The sequence below is a fragment of the Marinobacter sp. genome (genome assembly GCF_044799475.1).
GTDB lineage: Bacteria > Pseudomonadota > Gammaproteobacteria > Pseudomonadales > Oleiphilaceae > Marinobacter.
In genome coordinates this window covers 483,914-502,611 of sequence record NZ_CP085217.1, presented here as the reverse complement: position 1 = coordinate 502,611, position 18,698 = coordinate 483,914, and the positions used below count along the sequence as shown (strand labels likewise).

20 protein-coding genes are annotated in these 18,698 nt (G+C 60.0%); 5 read left to right on the top strand and 15 right to left on the bottom strand.

The window, feature by feature from the left end; genetic code table 11:
• The first annotated feature begins 44 nt into the window (after positions 1–44).
• Positions 45–686: a cAMP-activated global transcriptional regulator CRP gene (crp, locus tag LG327_RS02295; protein ID WP_404365307.1), complete on the top strand. Its 642-nt coding sequence runs from the start codon at positions 45–47 to the stop codon at positions 684–686.
• Between the two features lie 46 nt (positions 687–732).
• On the opposite strand, the gene LG327_RS02290 is transcribed toward crp, so the two are convergent.
• The 5 genes from LG327_RS02290 to LG327_RS02270 form a co-directional block, all read right to left on the bottom strand.
• Positions 733–1,692 (bottom strand): alpha/beta fold hydrolase, encoded by a 960-nt coding sequence (locus tag LG327_RS02290; protein ID WP_404365305.1) that lies wholly within the window; start codon positions 1,690–1,692, stop codon positions 733–735.
• A 96-nt stretch (positions 1,693–1,788) separates the two neighbouring features.
• The gene (locus LG327_RS02285) at positions 1,789–2,982 is read right to left on the bottom strand and encodes a M24 family metallopeptidase (RefSeq protein WP_404365303.1); all 1,194 of its coding nucleotides are present in this window, start codon (positions 2,980–2,982) and stop codon (positions 1,789–1,791) included.
• Between the two features lie 72 nt (positions 2,983–3,054).
• On the bottom strand, positions 3,055–3,660 hold the full coding sequence (locus LG327_RS02280) for a DUF938 domain-containing protein (protein ID WP_404365301.1): 606 nt from the start codon (positions 3,658–3,660) through the stop codon (positions 3,055–3,057).
• Positions 3,661–3,714: 54 nt separating this feature from the next.
• A complete protein-coding gene (locus tag LG327_RS02275; RefSeq protein ID WP_404365299.1) occupies positions 3,715–4,449 on the bottom strand; it encodes a glutathione S-transferase family protein in 735 nt (244 codons plus the stop codon).
• Between the two features lie 122 nt (positions 4,450–4,571).
• On the bottom strand, positions 4,572–5,633 hold the full coding sequence (locus LG327_RS02270; RefSeq protein ID WP_404365298.1) for a PA0069 family radical SAM protein: 1,062 nt from the start codon (positions 5,631–5,633) through the stop codon (positions 4,572–4,574).
• A 154-nt stretch (positions 5,634–5,787) separates the two neighbouring features.
• Here LG327_RS02270 and LG327_RS02265 point away from each other — a divergent pair, with 154 nt between their 5' ends.
• The 3 genes from LG327_RS02265 (at position 5,788) to LG327_RS02255 (ending at position 8,327) form a co-directional block, all read left to right on the top strand.
• A complete protein-coding gene (locus LG327_RS02265; protein WP_404365296.1) occupies positions 5,788–6,888 on the top strand; it encodes a M14 family zinc carboxypeptidase in 1,101 nt (366 codons plus the stop codon).
• 1 nt (position 6,889) lies between these two features.
• Entirely contained in the window at positions 6,890–7,630 is a 741-nt protein-coding gene (locus tag LG327_RS02260; protein ID WP_404365295.1) for an alpha/beta fold hydrolase, read from the top strand.
• Positions 7,631–7,712: 82 nt separating this feature from the next.
• Positions 7,713–8,327, top strand: a complete 615-nt coding sequence (locus LG327_RS02255; RefSeq protein WP_404365294.1) for a glutathione S-transferase family protein — start codon at positions 7,713–7,715, stop codon at positions 8,325–8,327.
• 65 nt (positions 8,328–8,392) lie between these two features.
• Here the strand turns inward: LG327_RS02255 and LG327_RS02250 are convergent, their stop codons facing one another.
• The 7 genes from LG327_RS02250 to rpe all read right to left on the bottom strand — a co-directional run bounded on the left by LG327_RS02250 (position 8,393) and on the right by rpe (position 14,982).
• Positions 8,393–9,160: a substrate-binding periplasmic protein gene (locus tag LG327_RS02250; RefSeq protein WP_404365292.1), complete on the bottom strand. Its 768-nt coding sequence runs from the start codon at positions 9,158–9,160 to the stop codon at positions 8,393–8,395.
• 105 nt (positions 9,161–9,265) lie between these two features.
• Entirely contained in the window at positions 9,266–10,081 is an 816-nt protein-coding gene (gene trpC / locus LG327_RS02245; protein WP_404365290.1) for an indole-3-glycerol phosphate synthase TrpC, read from the bottom strand.
• Between the two features lie 45 nt (positions 10,082–10,126).
• Entirely contained in the window at positions 10,127–11,158 is a 1,032-nt protein-coding gene (trpD, locus tag LG327_RS02240; protein ID WP_404365289.1) for an anthranilate phosphoribosyltransferase, read from the bottom strand.
• Positions 11,159–11,310: 152 nt separating this feature from the next.
• Positions 11,311–11,889, bottom strand: coding sequence for an aminodeoxychorismate/anthranilate synthase component II (locus tag LG327_RS02235; protein WP_404365287.1), 579 nt, complete (start codon positions 11,887–11,889; stop codon positions 11,311–11,313).
• A gap of 15 nt (positions 11,890–11,904) precedes the next feature.
• Entirely contained in the window at positions 11,905–13,392 is a 1,488-nt protein-coding gene (trpE, locus tag LG327_RS02230) for an anthranilate synthase component I (RefSeq protein WP_404365285.1), read from the bottom strand.
• Positions 13,393–13,624: 232 nt separating this feature from the next.
• Entirely contained in the window at positions 13,625–14,314 is a 690-nt protein-coding gene (locus LG327_RS02225; RefSeq protein ID WP_404365283.1) for a phosphoglycolate phosphatase, read from the bottom strand.
• A complete protein-coding gene (rpe, locus tag LG327_RS02220; protein ID WP_404365281.1) occupies positions 14,311–14,982 on the bottom strand; it encodes a ribulose-phosphate 3-epimerase in 672 nt (223 codons plus the stop codon). The genes LG327_RS02225 and rpe overlap by 4 nt, the downstream gene beginning before the upstream one ends.
• Before the next feature lie 161 nt (positions 14,983–15,143).
• Between rpe and LG327_RS02215 the strand changes: the two genes are divergently transcribed.
• On the top strand, positions 15,144–16,121 hold the full coding sequence (locus LG327_RS02215; protein WP_404365280.1) for a DUF3530 family protein: 978 nt from the start codon (positions 15,144–15,146) through the stop codon (positions 16,119–16,121).
• A 38-nt stretch (positions 16,122–16,159) separates the two neighbouring features.
• On the opposite strand, the gene LG327_RS02210 is transcribed toward LG327_RS02215, so the two are convergent.
• From LG327_RS02210 to LG327_RS02200, 3 genes are read right to left on the bottom strand one after another with little or no spacing between them, the layout of a single operon-like run.
• Positions 16,160–16,915, bottom strand: a complete 756-nt coding sequence (locus LG327_RS02210; protein WP_404365278.1) for a molecular chaperone DjlA — start codon at positions 16,913–16,915, stop codon at positions 16,160–16,162.
• A 3-nt stretch (positions 16,916–16,918) separates the two neighbouring features.
• On the bottom strand, positions 16,919–17,608 hold the full coding sequence (gene murU, locus LG327_RS02205; RefSeq protein WP_404365276.1) for an N-acetylmuramate alpha-1-phosphate uridylyltransferase MurU: 690 nt from the start codon (positions 17,606–17,608) through the stop codon (positions 16,919–16,921).
• Positions 17,605–18,660 (bottom strand): aminoglycoside phosphotransferase family protein, encoded by a 1,056-nt coding sequence (locus LG327_RS02200; RefSeq protein WP_404365274.1) that lies wholly within the window; start codon positions 18,658–18,660, stop codon positions 17,605–17,607. Before LG327_RS02200 ends, murU begins: the two co-directional genes overlap by 4 nt.
• Positions 18,661–18,698 lie beyond the last annotated feature (38 nt).

Sequence of the window (18,698 nt, the reverse complement as noted above, 5' to 3'; positions counted from 1 at the left end):
AAAAACACTGGAAACCGCCAGTATAAGGAGGCACGACACGCGTTATGGCCACTATCGTCAAGCCGGTTGAACATAAAACAAAGCATCTGGATTACTTCCTGTCGCAGTGCCATCGTCGGCGCTATCCGGCAAAAAGCACCATTATCTACGCAGGCGATAAAAGCGATTCCCTGTTTTACATTGTCAAAGGTTCCGTCACGGTCATTATCGAGGATGACGATGGCCGGGAAATGATCATGGCCTACCTGAATGCCGGAGATTTTTTTGGCGAAATGGGGCTGTTCGATAACCTGGATTCCCGCAGCGCCTGGGTCAAGGCGAAAACCGAATGTGAAGTGGCTGAAATCAGCTATACAAAGTTCCGTGAGATTGCCCAGCAGGATCCGAGGGTTCTGTATTTCATTGGTGAGCAGATGGCAACCCGGCTTCGCCAGACCACCCGCAAGGTTGGCGATCTGGCCTTTCTTGATGTCACCGGCCGGGTGGCCAGAACCCTGCTGGATCTGTGCAAGGAACCGGACGCCATGACCCACCCCGATGGCATGCAGATCAAGATCACCCGTCAGGAAATTGGCCGTATTGTAGGCTGTTCCCGCGAAATGGTTGGCCGTGTTCTAAAGACCCTGGAAGACCAGGGGCTGGTGCAGGTCAAAGGCAAGACCATGGTGGTGTACGGAACCCGGTAGGGTCGGATTTCCTGGAAGACGCCCCCGGGCGTCTTCCAGGTCCGCTTCAGGCCGACATCCGCTCAGTCTGCAGTGCCCCTGCCTGGTGGCAGTCCAGCAGATGCAGCCAGACCTCCTCCGCATTGATTTCATTGACCAGTTCGTGGCGTCCGCCCTCGAACAGTCGCTCTGATCCTCCCGTTACCCCCGCAGACCGGATAGCCCTGATGTGCTGTTTCACGCCACGGCCCATTTCGCCAACGGCGTCCGCCGTGCCGGAAAGGATATGGACCGGAAGATCTCTGCGCCACTGTCCGGGGTCGATGGCCAGCATGCCGCCAAGAAAATCGCTCCAGAGCTGGGTGGTGCAGCCGAAGCCACAGTAAGGATCCGCCAGATAACGGTCCACCTGGGCTGCATCCCGGCTGAGCCAGTCATGGGTGGTGCGGTTGGGACGGAAAGCGCGGTTGAAGGCGCCAAAGGTCAGCCGGCCAATCAGAGGACTGACGTATCGTTTGCCCTTCAGTGCCCGGATGCCGTTGACCAGTGCCTGTGATGCCCGAAGCTGACGATGGTTGATCCGGTTGGTGGCGCTCAGCACCAGGTTGTCAATCTGATCACCATGACGCTGGGCGAAGGCCTGGCTTATGAAGGATCCCATGCTGTGACCAAACAGGGTGAGCGGCAGAGCGGGAAAGCACTCCCGGACATGACTCACTGCGATGCCCAGATCGGAAACCACCCTGTTCCAGCCGTCCGTGTCTGCATAGTGTCCCAGGTTTTCCCGCTCGCAGTGGGGGCCGTGCCCCCGGTGTTCAATTGCAAACACAGCCACGTCACGCTGATTCAGCCACTCGGCGAGGGCGGCGTAGCGTCCGGCGTGCTCGCCCATGCCGTGAGCAATCAGCAGGGCGGATTGTGGCTTTGCCGGCAGCCAGCTTTTCAGGGGAATCAGGTGGCTGTCCCCGGCTGGCAGGAAATGTTCGGTATGGATCATGGAAGTCTGTGGCTCTTTCGTGTTTTCCATTTTTTTCGTTTTCCATCAGCCCGCATTCTAGCGGGAAACATTCCGGCCAAATGAGATCTGGATGGAAAAACCGGCAACAAAATGAAAAGGGCCTTTTCAGTCGCTGGGCTGGAGTACCCAGCTGTTCCTGGTCAGCGGTTCCGCTCCCCGGCTGGTCACACGGACCGTTTCGCTGAAGCCGATCCCCCATTTGCCTGGAACCCGCAGGCAGAGCGGCAGGTGGAAGACCATGTTCTCCTCAAAACGGACCTGCTGACCCCGGGCAATGAATGCTGTGCCTTCGACCCATGACGGAGGAAACTGGGCGCCAACCGAATAGCCATAGACCCCGGAGAAGAAGACATCTTCCACCAGGGGTGCCAGTACCTCTTCTGCTTTGCGGGCGGCCTCATCAAAGGTGTTGCCCGGTATCATGGTTCCGATGAGTGCCTGATAGATGGCCTGGCCGGTATCCGCCACCCGCCGCATCTGGTCATCCGGTTCCCCCGGCCCTGCGACCAGGGTGTGCATGAGGGGCGCGGTGTATCGCTCGAACGCAGCCCCCACCTCAATGAATACAGGTTCTCCGGTCGCGATGGTGAAGCGCCGGTGATTGGTGTGAATAATACTGCTGCGCAGACCGCCCACCACGATGGGCTGCATGCTCATGAACTCGGTGCCCTGTTCGAGCATCGCCCGGGCAGCGGCGGCGGCTATGTCGTTGTCGGTGACTCCAGGGGTCACGGCGGCACGGGCAGCCGCGATACCCGCCTCGGTAATGCGCGCGCTGCGCTCCAGACACGCCAGTTCCGGTGCAGATTTCACGCGGCGGAGGGGAGCCAGCAGGCCCGAGGCATTCACCAGCTGGTGATCCGGCAATCGCTGCTGCAGGCCTCCAGCAATTCCGGCTCTCAGACCGCCGCCCCAAAAATCCATGCCAATGCGTCTGCCCAGGGGGGCAAGCATGTCCGCAAGCGGTTCAACAATTTCCTCCGGCCCTTCCCAGCGGTAGCCGACAATTTCGTCGCAGCGGGCACAGGCAACTGCAGGTCCGGTCTCAATGGAGGGCACCTGAAGTATCCGGCGGCCGGGGGCATATACCAGGGCTGTGTGCACCGAAACCTCAAAGGTGTTGTAGCCGGTGAGGTAGTAGATATCGGCGGGCTGGGTAACCAGAAGCGCGTCCAGGCCTGCTGCATCAAGTGCGCGATCAAGAGCCAGGCAGCGGCGATCAAACTCCTGGTCAGGGAAGGCGGCTTCCCGGTTCATCAGGACCTGGCGAAGACGATTCTGGTAGGCGATGTGATCCATGGCGGTTCCTCTGCCTGACAGGGTATACCCAAGTGTAGACCGGATTCCGCTCTGCGATAGCGACTTCTGTCTTCAGTGGGGCAGGCGGCGCCATACCAGAATGCGATTGTTCGCAGGCATGGCGATGTCTTCTTCAAGCTCAAGCCCGAGCCTGGCAGCCATGGGGACCAGGTCCGCGAGATCACGGATGCCCATGGCGGGATTGCGGGCTCTCAGGTGGGCGTCGAACTCCCTGTTGCTGTCACTGACAGGCCTGCCCTGGTAATGGAAAGGCCCGTAGAGACAGAACTTCCCACCGCCTGCAAGGAGGCTCGCCACGCCTTCAAACATGGCCTCCACCTCCGGCCAGGACATGATGTGTGCGGTGTTGGCGGAAAACACGGCGTCCGCTTCTTTCAGGGGCCAGGGCTTGCGGGTTACGTCCAGAGGAAGGGCCGGACGCAGGTTTGGCAGATCTGCCGCCCGTATTCTTGCCTGGCAGGCATTCATGGTTTCCGGCCGGTCGGTCGGCTGCCATTCGAGGTGGGGAAGGGCTGCGGCAAAGTGGACAGCGTGCTGGCCCGTGCCTGTACCGATTTCCACAACCACACCGGGTTCAGTCAGCAGGCGCTGCAAAACATTGAGAATCGGCTGCCTGTTGTTTTCGCAGGCCTGGGAGAAGGGAATGTCCTGGCTCATTCTGAAGGCTCCTGCTACCCGCTTATCCTGTTGCTCATCAGCAGCTTTCGTGAGTCAGCGGTGATTCTGATAGATGGCTTCCAGCGGCTGCAGCAGCCACTGGTTCTTGTCCAGCCAACGCTGCATTTCCACGGGTAGCTGTTTTCTGTCGGGCCAGGCAACCGGATAACGGGCTGGCATGAACAGAGGCGAAAAAAGCGCCGCCGCGGTCAGATCCGCGCGGGAGAACCTGTTTCCTGTGAGATATTCGGACTGGCCGTAGGCGGCCTCCAGCGCAGCCAGAATGTTTTCCATGGTGACCTGGGCTGCGGCGGCCGTCCGGTCATTGATGTTCATCCACCGGCGCATGCTGTCTTCCAGCCGGCTGAAACCCAGCCGCATGCCCCAGCGATACACCATGGGCTTCTGTGCTGCCAGCAGTGGTACCACGAGATCAGGTTTTTTCAGCAGATGGTGATAACAGTAACAGCGTACAGCGACCCCGGCCCGTTCGTCCAGGCGCCCCTCCCATGCTTCGGCCTCTGCCTTTTCTTCGGGGTCTTCGGGTGTAAGGGGATGGTCGGGAAAGTTTTCATCCAGGTAGTCAATGATTCTCGCCGAGCCCTGCACTGCCTTTCCGTCGTGCTCCAGAACCGGTACCGAGCTGCCGTCAGCGAGGCGCCGGATGGTTTTGACGTGAGTTCCAGGCAGAAGGTTCACCGTCTGATACTGGATGCCTTTGAAATCGAGGGCCCAGCGTGATTTTTCACAATAATGTGAGATGGCGAACTGAAACAGCTTGATGCTCATGGGAACCCCTTGTCCTGCCCGGATCAGACCTGACCCGGATCAGAGCCTGATTATTGGCCGCCGTGAGTTCCGTGTAAATGCCCTGTCGCAGATCGGCCCGGGGCGGGAGAGATGCCCGGCGCTCAGAGCAATGTCATCTGCTCACCCGCCGGTCGGCGGAAGAGGTCGGCCCGCAGGGGCTCTCTGGGTGAGGCATTCATCTTCATGGCCCTGACTTTCCGGTCAAACCTCTGCCGGATGAGTTCCGTGTACGGGCCCTGGCCGGTCATCCGTTGACCGAAGCTGGCGTCATAGGTTTTGCCACCCCGTAAATCACGAATGCGGTTCATGACATGATCTGTGCGTTCCGGGAAATGTTGCCGCAACCAGTCTTCGAACAGCCCACTGACCTCATGGGGCAGCCGGACCATGATCCAGCTTGCCCTGGTTGCGCCGGCGTCCGCGGCCGCTTCGATCATCGCTTCAATCTCATGGTCGTTCACAAAGGGAATAACCGGCGCCAGGATGACGCTGGTGGGAATGCCAGCGGCGGTCAGTTCCCGGATCATCCGCAGCCGGGTTGCAGGAGCAGCGGTGCGGGGCTCCATACGCCTTTTCAGATCATTGTCCAGGGTGGTCAGGCTTATGCTGGCGGAGCACAGGCCCAGTGCTGCCAGTTCCGAGAGCAGGTCCAGATCCCGCAGAATCAGTGCGCCCTTGGTGATGACCGACACCGGGTGGCGGTATTCCAGCAATACTTCAAGCAGTGCACGGGTGATCCGCCGGTGCTTTTCGATGGGCTGCCAGGCATCTGTGTTTACACCAAGGGCAATGGGCCGACACTGGTAACCCGGGCTGTCCAGTTCCTGACGGAGACGGGTAGCGGCGTTGGGTTTGGCAATCAGACGGGTTTCAAAATCCAGGCCCGGAGACAGATCCCAGTAGGCGTGGGTAGGCCTGGCGAAGCAGTATATGCAGCCATGTTCGCAGCCGCGATAGGGATTGATGGACTGTTCAAAAGGAATGTCCGGTGACTGGTTGCGGCTGATAATGGATCTGACCTGCTCCTCCGCCACCTGCGTAGCGATGCTGTCCGGGCAGATTTCGTCCTCAGGGTCCTGGTACCAGTCGTCCCTGGCCTGACGGTCGGTCACAATCGTGTGAAACCGGTTGTGCGGGCTGTTTCCGGTGCCTCTGGTTCGCATCTGTCGCCTGTACCCTGATTCTGTGAATAAATACTGTATAAAAAAACAGTGTTTGGCATCATACGTCAGGACTTTCGACGCCGGCAAGGCGTCTGGTCAAAAATCTGTAGCAATGGCGGTTTATGGTGAGGGGTCCTGGAATCCGGAGCCCGTGATGACCGAACTCAAAAACCTGACGCTTCATCCCGTCATCTCTGATCAGCAGAAAGGCAGAGATAGTCGTCAGCGCCGTCTGCTGAGATCTTTCCTTCCCGAGCTTGTGCAGCTTGAGCGGCTGCTGGCCGAAGCGCCGCAAAGAGTGCAGGTCAGGGTGGCCGGAAGTGTGCCCCTGAAGCAGGTGACATTACCGATCTACCGGGTCGATATTGGCAGTGATGATCCGAACGTCCCGGTTCTCCTGCTGGTAGGTGGCGTCCATGGCCTTGAACGGATAGGCAGCCAGGTAGTCATCTCATGGCTGGAGAGCCTCCTTGTGCGGATGAAATGGGATGCGGGGCTCAAGGGCCTGCTCGAGCGCGTCCATATCACACTTCTGCCGGTGCTCAATCCAGGCGGAATGTATCTCAATCAGCGCAGCAATCCCAATGGTGTCGACCTGATGCGGAACGCACCGATCACCGCTCAGGGAGAAAGCACTTTCCTTCTGGGTGGTCAGCGGGTTTCCCGGCGCCTGCCCTGGTACACAGGTAGCCCGGAACAGAGTATGGAGCCGGAGAACCTGGCGCTGGAGCAGGTGGTTCACGAGATGCTTCCCGGGCGGCCATTCAGCCTCTCGCTGGACTGCCACTCAGGATTTGGCTGGCAGGACCAGATCTGGTTTCCCTACGCCTACCGACGCCGGCCCATGCGACGCATTGCCTCGGTGATGGCTCTCAAGCTGATCTGGGAACAGGCCTATCCCAATCACAGGTACGTTTTCGAGCCCCAATCACAGCACTATCTCACCCACGGCGACCTCTGGGACCACTTCTACAAGCAGGTCAACCGGACCAGTAACGGTACCTTCATTCCGCTGACGCTGGAAATGGGTTCCTGGCGGTGGATCCGCAAACGCCCGCGGCAGCTGTTGCGCCTGAACGGACTGTTCAATCCACTGGCTCCCCATCGTCATCAGAGGGTATTGCGCAGTCACCTGACCTTTATCGACTTTCTGATGAGCGCTGCCGCCAGCCATGAAGCCTGGTTGCCAGCCATGGAGCAGGAGTCCATGCTTAGAGAGGCCGCCATCATGCACTGGTACAGGGAGACGAGCTGAAATGCACTGGATTCTGCTGAGGGGGCTTGCGCGGGAACAGGCGCATTGGGGCGATTTTCGCCAGGCTCTGGCCAGAACCATGCCGGAAGAACGCTTTCATACAGTTGACCTCCCCGGCACCGGAGTGCGTTTCCGGGAGTCCTGCCCATGGACGATCAGCGGCATCCGTCAGGAGGTCGAAAAGCAGGTCCAGCACATTCCCCGGCCTTACGGTCTGATCGCTCTTTCCCTTGGTGGGATGGTCGCTCTGGACTGGGCCCAGCAGGCCGCGGGAGGAACTATTCAGCGGCTGGTCCTGATCAACACCAGCTGTGGCTTCAGCACTCCCTGGCGCCGCATGAAGCCCTCAGCTGTGCCATCCGTTGTCCGGCTACTGGCAAGACGGGAACTGTTTGACCGGGAGGCAGGCATCCTTTCCCTGACATCCAGCCGCCCTGTTCGCAGGGAAACGGTCAAGCGCTGGTACAGCATCCAGCGACAGCGGCCGGTGACCCGCATGAATGCACTGCGTCAGCTCACCGCCGCCGCCCGGTTCCGGCCACGGGCAAAGCGCCCGCTGCCGGACGCCCTGGTGCTGGCCAGTATGGGTGACCGCATAGTCGACTGGCGATGCAGTCAGGTCATGGCTGACCGCTGGCAGTGGACGCTCAGGGTGCACCCTGATGCCGGGCACGACCTGCCTCTGGATGAAGCGCAGTGGGTGATTGAACAGATCAGTGCACACATTGGGTCGCCGCCATAATTTCTTGACGCCGGCAGGGTGTAGAGGCAGTCTGCGCAACTGATAAATCAAATTACTGCCTGACTACAAGAGGTTGCCGCACGTGAAGATTTACGAGACCAGAACTGCTCCGAACCCCCGCCGCGTGCGCATGTTCCTGTCCGAGAAGGGGCTGCTTGACCGGGTTGATTTCATCCAGATAGATATTCAGAAGGGTGAAAACCTGACTCCGGAATACGCCGCCAGAAACCCCATGAAGAAGGTGCCGGTGATGGAGCTGGACGACGGCAGCTGTATTTCCGAGACCATGGCCATCTGCCGCTATTTCGAGGAAGTGTTTCCGGACCACCCCCTGCTCGGTACAACTCCTCTGGAGAAAGCCCGGATCGAGCAGTGGCTGCGCTGGATCGAATATTATTTCTTCCTGCCCACCGGCATGTGCTTCCAGCACAGCACCGGGTACTTCAAGGATCGCATGAATCCGATCAAGGAATGGGGCGATGAGTGTGCGGTGACGGTGCAGAAATTTTTCGACTTCCTCAACGACCACCTGGCGGATCATCAGTACATCTGCGGCGACCAGTTCACGGCGGCGGACATCAACGCTTTCACCACTGTTGATTTCAACAAGGTCAACAACATCCGCATCAAACCGGAACAGGCCAACCTGAAAGCCTGGTATGACCGGATAAAACAGCGTTCCTCCGCCGGCGTCTGACGTTACTGAAAGTGGCTGGTGACCCGGCTGGCGGACAGGACAGAGAGCCTGGCTGGTAGCCGGATTCAGAATTCTTTCAGATAGACATCCAGAATGCTGTCGTAAGTACCATCTGCCTTCATTGCCTGCAGCGCCGTGCTGAACTGTTTTACATACTCCGGGGAAACCGTCTGGCGGGAGAAGGCCGCGTAGGTCGGTGAGACGGAAACCACCAGTGGCCTGTCGGTGCCCTCTTCCCGTACCACATGGACCCTGTCGCCCAGCCCCATCTGTTTTAGGTAATAGCGGGTGGGCAAAAGATCGCCGAGAAACAGATCAATCCGACCGGCCAGCAGCTTCTGCAGACTTTTCTGGATGGTATGCATGGTCTCTATCGACCGGAAGCGCTCATTGGTAATCTTGTTGTGAAAGCGCTCGCCGTAGAAATAGCCGAGCTGGTTGCCCAGGGAGAGATCCTCTACGCCGCTCAGGTCCGCAGGCAATACCATGGGGCGGGATGAGAAAAACACGTAGGTTTCATCAATCAGGGATTCTTCCGGATACAGGGCCCAGGCTTCCCTTTCTTCTGATCGGCCGGCGTTGATGGCAATATCCGCCTCGCCCCGGGCAACTTCATAAAGCACGCGTTTCCAGGGAAGAATTCTGAACTCGGCGTCATGGCCCGTGCGCCGGATGGCTTCCCGGGTCAGATCCACGGCCACGCCGGTTATCTCCCCGTTTTCGGTATATTCCAGCGGCGGATTCTCAAGAGTCCGGACCTTGAGCGTCTGTGCTCCGGAGAGTGCAGGGACGGCAAGAACGATGATCAGAGCAACAATCCGGGTGATTGACATGTATCCTGCACGGTCTAGCGGCATGGAGCCTGAGTATACCCTCCTGTCGGGCCGGGAGCAGCCGATGGATGTAAAGAATGGACAAAAAACGGGCAGCCTGCCCGTTCAGCTGAAAAACAGCTCTTTCAGTTTTTCCCCGGGATCCTCCGCCCGCATGAAGGACTCACCTACCAGAAAACCATAAATGCCATGGCCGGTCATGGCTTCGACGTCATCGCTGCTCAGGATGCCGCTTTCGGTTACGGTGAGACGGTTGGCAGGAATACGATCCTGGAGCCCGAAAGTGGTGTCCAGGGATACCGCAAAGGTGTGCAGGTTGCGATTGTTGATGCCCACCAGGGGCGTTTTCAGGGTCAGGGCATCTTCCAGTTCTTCCCCGTTGTGAACCTCCACCAGAACATCCAGGCCGATTTCATGGGCGATGCCCTCAAGCTCCTGCATCTGGCTGCGGGTGAGGCAGGCAGCAATGAGCAGAATGCAGTCCCCATTGAGCGCCCGGCTTTCGTATATCTGGTATGGCGCCACCATGAAGTCCTTGCGGATCACCGGCAGGTCACAGGCATGCCGGGCCTCGGTGAGGTAATCCTCATGGCCCTGAAAGAAATCCTGGTCCGTGAGCACTGACAGACAGGTTGCCCCGGCTTTCGCATAGCTTTCCGCTATGGCCGCAGGCTTGAAAGGGTCCCGGAGGATACCCTTGCTGGGAGAAGCCTTCTTGATTTCAGCAATCACCGCAGGCTTTTTCTGGCTGATGGTGCGTGCCATGGCGGCGGCAAACCCCCGCGCAGGCGGCTGGTCGCCAGCCTTTGCTCTGAGGTCGGCAAGAGAGGCTGAGCGCTTGCGTATGTCAATTTCTTCCCATTTCCGGGCAACGATCCTGCGCAGGATGGTGGGGGTCTTGTCGTCCTGTTGGTTGGTCATGTCAGCGCTTCGCAATGGTCTTTAAAGTCCGGGAAAAGGGTTAAATCAGTCGAAACAGTGGGAAAAGTCCGCGAGTTCGGACATCTTGCCCGCCGCCAGCCCGCTGCCCATGGCATCCTGGGCCATATCCACCCCGTGAGCGAGCGTATCCGCGAGCCCGGCAATGTAGATAGCTGCGCCGGCGTTCAGGGCGATCAGGTCGCGGGCCTTTTCTGCTTTTTCGTCATGGCCGCGGCCGAAAGCGGCGTAGATCAGCTTGAGGGAATCTTTGGCGGTTTCCACGCTAAGGCCAACCAGCGACTGGCTCTTGATGCCAATGTCTTCCGGGGTGATATCGAATTCCCGGATTTCGCCGTCTTTGAGCTCGACTATGTGGGTGGGGCTTGCCAGGCTGATCTCATCCAGTCCGTCCTGACCGTGAACCACCATGATGTGTTCGCTACCCAGCTTCTGCAGCACCTCGGCCATGGGCCGGCAGAGTTCCCGGCTGAATACGCCGATCAGCTGACGCTTGACGTTTGCCGGGTTGGTCATGGGACCGAGAATATTGAAAATGGTCCTCATCCCCAGTTCTTTGCGGGGGCCTATGGCATTTTTCATGGCGCCGTGATGAGCCGGAGCAAACATGAAACCGACGCCAATCTGTTCCACGCAGCGGGCAACATGTTCGGGCGTCAGGTTGAGGTTGATGCCGGCCTGCTCCAGCAGGTCCGCACTGCCGCTTCTCGAGGATACGGCGCGATTGCCATGCTTGGCAACAAAACCGCCGGCGGCGGCCACGACGAAGGCGGAGGCGGAGGATACGTTGAACAGGTTGGCGCTATCGCCGCCGGTGCCGACTATGTCGATCAGGGGCTCTGCCTTGATGTTGACGACAGTGACCAGCTCACGCAGGACCTCGGTGGCGCCGGTGATTTCTTCGATGGTTTCGCTTTTGAGTCGCAGGCCCATGAGGAATGCGCCAATCTGGGCGTCGGTGGCTTCGCCTTTCATGACGATTCGCATGGCGTCTTTCATTTCGTCACGGTTGAGGTCGAGGTTGCCGGCGATGCGGTTTAGCGCTTCTTTCATGTCCATGGGTGGCCGTCTCTTCTTCTGTGAATGCTTGGGTTCGAGTTGCGTTATAGCTTAGCAACTTGCCTCGTTTCCTGCTTCTGCGCTGTTGCAGGCCTGCCCCGTAGCGGCCGGAGCCTGCGGGGAGCACCACGCAATTCAGCTTAAGCACAGTCTTAAAGCCGCAGAAAATTCCGCAACAGCTCATGGCCCTGTTCGGTCATGATGGACTCCGGGTGGAACTGTACGCCCTCAATCGGCAGGGTCCTGTGCCGCACACCCATGATTTCCTCCACCGAGCCGTCTTCGTTCCGTGTCCAGGCCGTCACTTCCAGGCAGTCAGGCAGTGTGGTTTTGTCGATAACCAGACTGTGATACCGGGTGGCCTGCAGGGGTTTGTTCAGTCCCTTGAATACCCCCAGGTCCGTGTGAAAAACCGGGGACACCTTGCCGTGCATGACTTTGCCGGCACGGATAACATCACCGCCGTAAACCTGGCCAATCGCCTGGTGGCCAAGGCATACGCCCAGAATCGGCAGCTTGCCGGCAAAGTGCCGGATGGCCTCCATGGAAATGCCTGCCTCGTTGGGCGTGCAGGGGCCGGGGGAAATCACCAGCCGCTCCGGTTTCATGGCTTCAATTTCAGCCACCGTAATCTCATTGTTCCTGAACACATGAACGTCCGCACCCAGCTCCGCCAGATACTGCACGACGTTGTAGGTGAAGGAGTCGTAGTTATCGATCATCAGCAACATGGTCGTCTCCCCGCCTCAGTGATCAAAATCGTTAAGGGTCATGGAGACCGCACGGAAAATCGCGCGGCCCTTGTTCATGGTCTCTTTCCATTCCAGCCTGGGAATGGAATCGGCCACGACCCCGGCGCCGGCCTGGATGTGCAGGGTGTTGTCCTTGATCACCGCCGTGCGGATGGCAATGGCGGTGTCCATGTTGCCGTTGTAGGAAAGGTAGCCGACAGCGCCGCCATACACGCCACGTTTGACCGGCTCCAGCTCGTCAATGATTTCCATCGCGCGAATCTTGGGTGCCCCACTGAGGGTGCCGGCAGGCAGGGTGGCCCGCAGGACATCCATGCAGGACATGCCGGCTTTCAGCCGCCCGGTGACATTGGAGACTATGTGCATCACATGGGAGTAACGCTCCACGGCCATTTTCTCAGTGAGCTTCACGGTGCCGGTTTCCGATACCCGGCCGGCGTCGTTGCGGCCCAGATCGATGAGCATCAGGTGCTCGGCGATCTCCTTGGGATCGGCCAGCAGTTCCGCTTCCAGAGCCCGGTCTTCAGCATCGGTGGCACCGCGCTTGCGGGTGCCGGCGATGGGGCGGACGGTGACTTCCTCGTCCTCTACCCGGGCCAGGATTTCCGGGGATGAACCGACAACCTGGAAGTCCCCCAGGTCCAGGAAATACATGTAGGGAGAGGGATTGAGCACTCGCAGGGAGCGATACAGGTTCAGTGGCGGCGCCTCAAAGGGAATCGACATCCGCTGGGAGATGACCGTCTGCATGACATCACCATCCAGCACGTAATCCTTGATTTTGCCTACCGCTGCTTCGAACTTCTCCTGGTTGAAGCCGGAAATGAAATCGCTTTCGTCGACTGTTTTGCCACGGAGGTGTCGAGGGGTGACCGGAGCATCAGCTACCTGTCGGTGGAGTCGGTTTTCCAGCTCATCCAGCTGTTTCTGGGCCTTTTCCCAGCCACCAGGGGAGTCGGGGTCAACGTGGGTAATCAGATGCAGACGCCCGCGCAGATTGTCGAACACCACAAGCTCGTCGGAAACCATCAGCAGGATATCCGGGGTGCCGATTCCGTCCGGAGGGCAGGTGGCCGCCAGGCGCTTTTCGATAAAACGCACGGTGTCGTAGCCGAAATAGCCCACCAGGCCGCCATTGAAGCGGGGCAGCTCTTCCAGATCCGGTGCGCGGAATCGGCCATGGTAGGCCTCGACAAATGCCAGGGGATCGTCGCTGTGGGTGTGCTCCACCACTTCGTCATCGCGGCTTACGGTAACGTCATGACCGGTGATCCGGAGAACCTCCCGGCAGGGCAGTCCGATAATGGAATAACGGCCCCATTTTTCCCCGCCCTGAACCGATTCCAGCAGATAGGAATATGGGCCGCTGGCAAGCTTGAGGTAGGTGCTCAGAGGAGTCTCAAGATCCGCGAGAACTTCGCGGTAAACAGGGATGCGATTATAGCCGGCTTCGGAGAGCGAAGCGTAATGCTCGGGTGTCATGTCGGTTTTCCTGAAGTCTGATCTGCTGGTGACTGCCGTTTTCGCTGGCAGTCCGGTGTCAGGCGGATTATGGGCGCAGACAGCGCGACCGCCGGGCTGGTGTCAGCCGGTGCGCCATCGCCACCATTGGGTTGCCCGGGTCGGCATTGCGCCCTGGGCTGCAGTCAGATTCAGTCCCTGCACGGCAGGTTCTCCCGAATTCATGAATAAGTGAATGCAAGCAGCCACGAGATTACAAAAGCTCCGTCAGTGAATCAACCACAATATCCGCCCCCAGGTCGTCCACCGGGCCGCCGTAGTTGTAGCCGTAGCGCACGGCCACCACCGCCACGCCGGCAAATCCGGCGGCCTGCACATCGGTGGCGGAGTCCCCCACCATCAGAGTGGTGGTGGTCTCACCTCCCAGAAATTCAATGGCATGATGGAGGGGGGCCGGGTCCGGTTTACGGACGGGCAGGGTGTCGCCGCTCACCGCAATTTCAAACCAGTGGTCCAGTTCCATCAGTTCAAGGAGGTGGCCGGTGAAGGCGCCTGGCTTGTTGGTGACCACGCCGAGTCGGCAGCCATGATCCAGCGCCGCCTGCAGGAAGGGGATGACTCCGGGATAGACCGAAGAATGCCGGCCATTTCTGTCGGCGTAGGCGGTATAGAACAGATCCAGTGCCTGCCTGAAATCGGTTTCCTCCAGCACAGGACCATTGTCATAGTCCACGCGCCCCGCCAGGGCTCTGCGTACCAGAATCGCGGCGCCATTGCCCACCCACTGCCGCACGGATTCTTCACCGGCAGCCGGGCGACCCAGGGCTCTGAGCATCTGGTCAACAGATGCCGCCAGATCAGGAGCGCTGTCCACCAGGGTCCCATCCAGGTCGAACAGAATCGTGCGGGGCCATTCTCCCCGGAAAAGTCCCTGCAGCATCATCGTACCGCCGCGAGCTCGGCCCGCATTCTGTCAATGGTGGCCCGGTAATCGTCGGTGTTGAATATGGCCGAGCCGGCCACAAACGTGTCGGCGCCGGCTTCTGCAATTTCCCGGATGTTGTCTGCCTTTACCCCGCCATCGATCTCAAGGCGAATGTTGTGGCCGCTGGCATCGATTCGCTGGCGGGCCTGGCGGAGCTTGTCCAGGGTGCCGGGAATGAATTTCTGCCCGCCAAAGCCCGGGTTCACTGACATGAGGAGGATCATGTCGATCCTGTCCATGACATAATCCAGGTAGTGCAGGGGGGTGGCAGGATTGAATACCAGACCCGCCTTGCAGCCGCCATCCCGGATGATCTGCAGGGAGCGGTCGATGTGGGCTGAAGCTTCGGGATGGAAGGTGATATAAGTGGCGCCAGCATCGATGAACATACGGATAAGGTCGTCCACCGGCGAAACCATCAGGTGCACATCAATAGGGGCCGTTACCCCGTGTTTACGCAGGGCTTCACAGACCATCGGCCCGATGGTCAGATTGGGTACATAGTGGTTGTCCATCACGTCGAAGTGCACAATATCGGCGCCAGCGGCGAGAACATTGTCGACTTCCTCGCCCAGTCGGGCAAAGTCGGCTGACAGGATGGAAGGTGCAATATGGAACGGATTCATGACGGCTCTCTCGAACGGACTGGAAACGTTTGCGGCAGGCGGGAAACCCGCGAACCAGACAGACAGGTGTCAGTCTAACAGTTCGGACTGGTTTTTGGGGTGTGTCCGACGACTGCGGCGCAGCCATCATTTTGCAGGATGGATTCCGGAAGGGGAATGCGTTGATCAGACAGAAGATTGCAACATGGCTCGGTGTGGTATTGATGGCCTGGCTGTTCGCGGGCGCCGTGGGCGCAGAAGAAACTGCCGAAACCGGCTCGCCGGGGTCCGCGTCGCAGCCAGAACGGCTGAGCCTGTCTCTGGGCCTGAACCCGGAGGCCCTGGCAGAGCGCTATCCGGATCAGGCCCTGTGGCTGGATACCCCCGAGCACGGCCGTGCCGTCGTGCTGTTTGAACGTGAGCACAGGGGGGATGCCCGAGGTGCGCTACTGATCCTTGCAGACGAGGGTCAGACTGCTGGCACCCAGCTGGCCGGCGCATTGCGTGAGCCCCTTGCCCGCAAGGGCTGGGCTGCCATGTCCATGGGGCTTCCGCCAATGCCCATGGCTCTCAGACAGGGCCTGGAGGCAAAGCGGGAGCGATCCGACCAGGGCGCCTCAGGGCCCTCGCCTGGAGATGAATCCACGGCGGACAGTGAGCGGGGCGAAGCTGATCGTGAAGACGGAGGTGAGGCCTCGGTGATGATCGATGTGATGGCCGGGGAAGACCTGGCGGATCTTTCCGACATCTACACACAGGGCATTCAGGCGCACCTTGCCGCCGCCCTCCGGGAACTTCGTCGGCAGGGCTATGAGCGTCTCGTACTGGCAGGAATCGGTCGGGGAGCTGAGCATGTGACCCGGCAGGCAATGGCGGGCGGCGAGGGTCAGTTGTCCCTGGTGTGGATTGCGCCGGTCTTCCAGTTTGACGGAGAGGGAACTCTGGCTGCTGAACTTCAGACCGCCGGTTCCATCGATCTTCTGGATCTGGTGAGCAGCCGCCAGGATATAAGATATGCCCGGGAGCGGGCGGCATTGATGCAGCGCCAGCAGATCAGCTCATACAGCCAGCAGCGGTTGGCCATGCCAGGGGTGCCGGTCAGCCGTAACGCGGGCCAGGTGGTGAACCGGATGCTGGCCTGGCTGGGGCGCCAGGGGTAAGGACGCAAGCATCCCGGTTTCGCCTTGCGGCAGCTGTGCTAGCGTCGGGCGTGGCGCCGCTTGACCAGCTCCCAGGCCTTCTGGTAGCGAAGCAGACGTTCCTTGGCCACAGCCAGGTCGGCCTCACCAAGATCGCGATCGAGTTTATCCGGGTGGCACTCGGAAACCCGACGGCGGTAGGCCTGTTTGGTCTTTTCGAATTTTTCCCTTGTGCTTACTCCCAACAGCTTGCAGGCCTGTTCATAGCTGTCTGGCAGCGGCTGGAGCTCGGCCCGGCTTTGCCAGACCTTGCGGGAGTAGCTGTCGAGGATTTCCTGTAGCAGCCGGAGGGGGAGTCCGATCAGATCCACTGCGTCCTCACACCGGTGCTTCCGGGCTTTGCCGGGCCTGCCGTGAAGCTGGGCGGCATGGGCGAGACAGAACAGCATGTGGAGGGCGGGAGAAGGCCGGAGACCTGCAATTGTCCGGACACCCAGGCCACGAAGGCTTGAGGGGTTTTCTGTTTCCTTGCCCAACCTGAATTGTTCAATGGCCCGTTTACGTTGTCGCGGGGTCAACGTCAGGGATTTCATCAGGGCCTCGGCAAAGCTGATGTCGGCGGGGCTCACCCGGCCTTCGGCCCTGGCGATATAGCCCAGAAAATAGAACAGGCTGCGGCGGCACCAGCGGGGCAGGCGGCCCGGGGTAATCATTTTATCCGGCCTGTGGCCGCTGGCGCCCAGTTCCTCCAGCAGATCATAAAACCGGATTTCGAGCCGGGCAGACAGAGCGGGCTCCCCCGTGACGGGTGTCATGATTCAGCCGCCTCCCTGGGTCTGAAGGAATCGGTCGAGCTCAGCCAGCCTGGCCGGGGTGCCTATGTCAAACCAGGCGCCGGAGTGCAGCAGGCCGCGAACCTCGCCCCGGCCCATGGCTGCGGTCAGAATGGGTGCAAGGCGGCGATGGCCTGGCTCCAGATTCGCGAACAGGCTGCGATGCAGAAGGCTGATGCCTGCGAAGGTCTTTCTGGCAGGGCCTTCGGGGTGGACCGAGCCGTCGGCGGCAAGATAGAAATCCCCCTCTGGATGGTGCGGCGGGTTTTCCACCAGTACCAGCAGGGCCCTGGCTACTGGATCTGCGGGGGCGGCCAGCTCGGCCGGATCAAAATCGCTCCAGATGTCGCCATTGATCACCAGAAACCAGTCGCTGCCGGCCCCGGTCAGTAGCGGCAGCGCCTGACGGATGCCGCCGGCTGTTTCCAGGGGCTCGGGTTCGGGGGAATAGACAATGGATAGTCCCATGTCACGGCCGTCTCCCAGGGCCTGCTCGATCTGCTCGCCCAGCCATGAATGATTGACTACGATCTGCTTCAAACCTGCCGCCCGCAAATGCTCCAGGTGGTGTCCAAGGAGGGATCGGCCGCCGGCGCGAAGCAGCGGCTTGGGGGTTGTCAGGGTCAGGGGTCGCATGCGTTCACCCTTCCCGGCTGCCAGGATCATCGCCTTCAAGGGATCAATGTCTCCCGGGGCCTGTCAGGGGGGGCGTTTTCTTTCAGCTCCATTGCTGGCAGGACCACCTCCCGGAGCCAGGCGTGAAACTGACGCAGGGCCGGCTGACGGCCACTGGCTTCCACCAGGTAGCCAAGGGTGCGGGGAATATCCGCCAGGTAGCGGGTTTTGCCATCCCGGATAGCAAGGCGGGCGAAAATACCGGACGCCTTCAGGTGGCGCTGCATGCCCATGAGTTCAAACCACTGGCGAAAGGTATCGGGGTCGGCATGGTGGACACCGGCCTCCAGGCCAAGCTGCCGGTATTGCTCGATCCACTGTTCAAGCCGTGATTCCGGCCAGCGGATGTAGCAGTCCTTGAGCAGGGATACCAGGTCGTAAGTGACAGCGCCCCGGACGGCGTCCTGGAAATCCAGCACACCGGGCACGGGGGTGCCGGGCCGGACCAGCAGGTTGCGGGAGTGATAGTCCCGGTGAACATTGACCTCCGGCTGGGCCATCGCGCTTTCTCTCAGCATCGCAAATGCCGTATCCAGCATGGCGCGCTCAAGGCCGGAAAGCTGGATGCCCAGGTGACGTTCAACCAGCCAGTCTGGAAACAGCGCCATTTCCCGGTCAAGAAGCGCGGCGCTGTATGGAGGGAGCGGATAATCCGGATTGTCGGGGGCCTGCTGTATGCGGCACAGCTCGGTCATGGCACCGCCATAGAGCTGGTCGGCGTTGTCGTCACTGAGCCGGGAAAGCATGAGATCGTCGCCAAAGTCCTCCAGCAGCAGAAAGCCCTGGTCGAGATCCTGCGCCAGCACCAGTGGCACAGCCACGCCTGCGTCCCGCCAGTGACGGGCAATCGCAACAAAGGGGCGACAGTCCTCGTGCTCGGGCGGCGCATCCATGACGATGGCGGCTCTGAGCTGATCACTGCTTTTGCTGGGGGCTGTGGCCCGGAAATAACGGCGGAAACTGGCGTCACCGGACACGGGGGTCAGCGATGCCTGCTCAAAGCCGGATTGCTGGCGGACCCAGCGGGTAACTGCCTCTGATCTGCTGTCCATGGATGTATTGGCTGCCTGTCAAAATGCGCTGAAACGGC

Excerpts from the sequence above, each read along its gene's own strand:
- crp (WP_404365307.1), top strand. The coding sequence starts at position 45 with ATGGCCACTATCGTCAAGCCGGTTGAACATAAAACAAAGCATCTGGAT.
- LG327_RS02290 (WP_404365305.1), bottom strand. The coding sequence starts at position 1,692 with ATGGAAAACACGAAAGAGCCACAGACTTCCATGATCCATACCGAACAT.
- LG327_RS02285 (WP_404365303.1), bottom strand. The coding sequence starts at position 2,982 with ATGGATCACATCGCCTACCAGAATCGTCTTCGCCAGGTCCTGATGAAC.
- LG327_RS02280 (WP_404365301.1), bottom strand. The coding sequence starts at position 3,660 with ATGAGCCAGGACATTCCCTTCTCCCAGGCCTGCGAAAACAACAGGCAG.
- LG327_RS02275 (WP_404365299.1), bottom strand. The coding sequence starts at position 4,449 with ATGAGCATCAAGCTGTTTCAGTTCGCCATCTCACATTATTGTGAAAAA.
- LG327_RS02270 (WP_404365298.1), bottom strand. The coding sequence starts at position 5,633 with ATGCGAACCAGAGGCACCGGAAACAGCCCGCACAACCGGTTTCACACG.
- LG327_RS02265 (WP_404365296.1), top strand. The coding sequence starts at position 5,788 with ATGACCGAACTCAAAAACCTGACGCTTCATCCCGTCATCTCTGATCAG.
- LG327_RS02260 (WP_404365295.1), top strand. The coding sequence starts at position 6,890 with ATGCACTGGATTCTGCTGAGGGGGCTTGCGCGGGAACAGGCGCATTGG.
- LG327_RS02250 (WP_404365292.1), bottom strand. The coding sequence starts at position 9,160 with ATGTCAATCACCCGGATTGTTGCTCTGATCATCGTTCTTGCCGTCCCT.
- trpC (WP_404365290.1), bottom strand. The coding sequence starts at position 10,081 with ATGACCAACCAACAGGACGACAAGACCCCCACCATCCTGCGCAGGATC.
- trpD (WP_404365289.1), bottom strand. The coding sequence starts at position 11,158 with ATGGACATGAAAGAAGCGCTAAACCGCATCGCCGGCAACCTCGACCTC.
- LG327_RS02235 (WP_404365287.1), bottom strand. The coding sequence starts at position 11,889 with ATGTTGCTGATGATCGATAACTACGACTCCTTCACCTACAACGTCGTG.
- trpE (WP_404365285.1), bottom strand. The coding sequence starts at position 13,392 with ATGACACCCGAGCATTACGCTTCGCTCTCCGAAGCCGGCTATAATCGC.
- LG327_RS02225 (WP_404365283.1), bottom strand. The coding sequence starts at position 14,314 with ATGATGCTGCAGGGACTTTTCCGGGGAGAATGGCCCCGCACGATTCTG.
- rpe (WP_404365281.1), bottom strand. The coding sequence starts at position 14,982 with ATGAATCCGTTCCATATTGCACCTTCCATCCTGTCAGCCGACTTTGCC.
- LG327_RS02210 (WP_404365278.1), bottom strand. The coding sequence starts at position 16,915 with ATGACACCCGTCACGGGGGAGCCCGCTCTGTCTGCCCGGCTCGAAATC.
- LG327_RS02200 (WP_404365274.1), bottom strand. The coding sequence starts at position 18,660 with ATGGACAGCAGATCAGAGGCAGTTACCCGCTGGGTCCGCCAGCAATCC.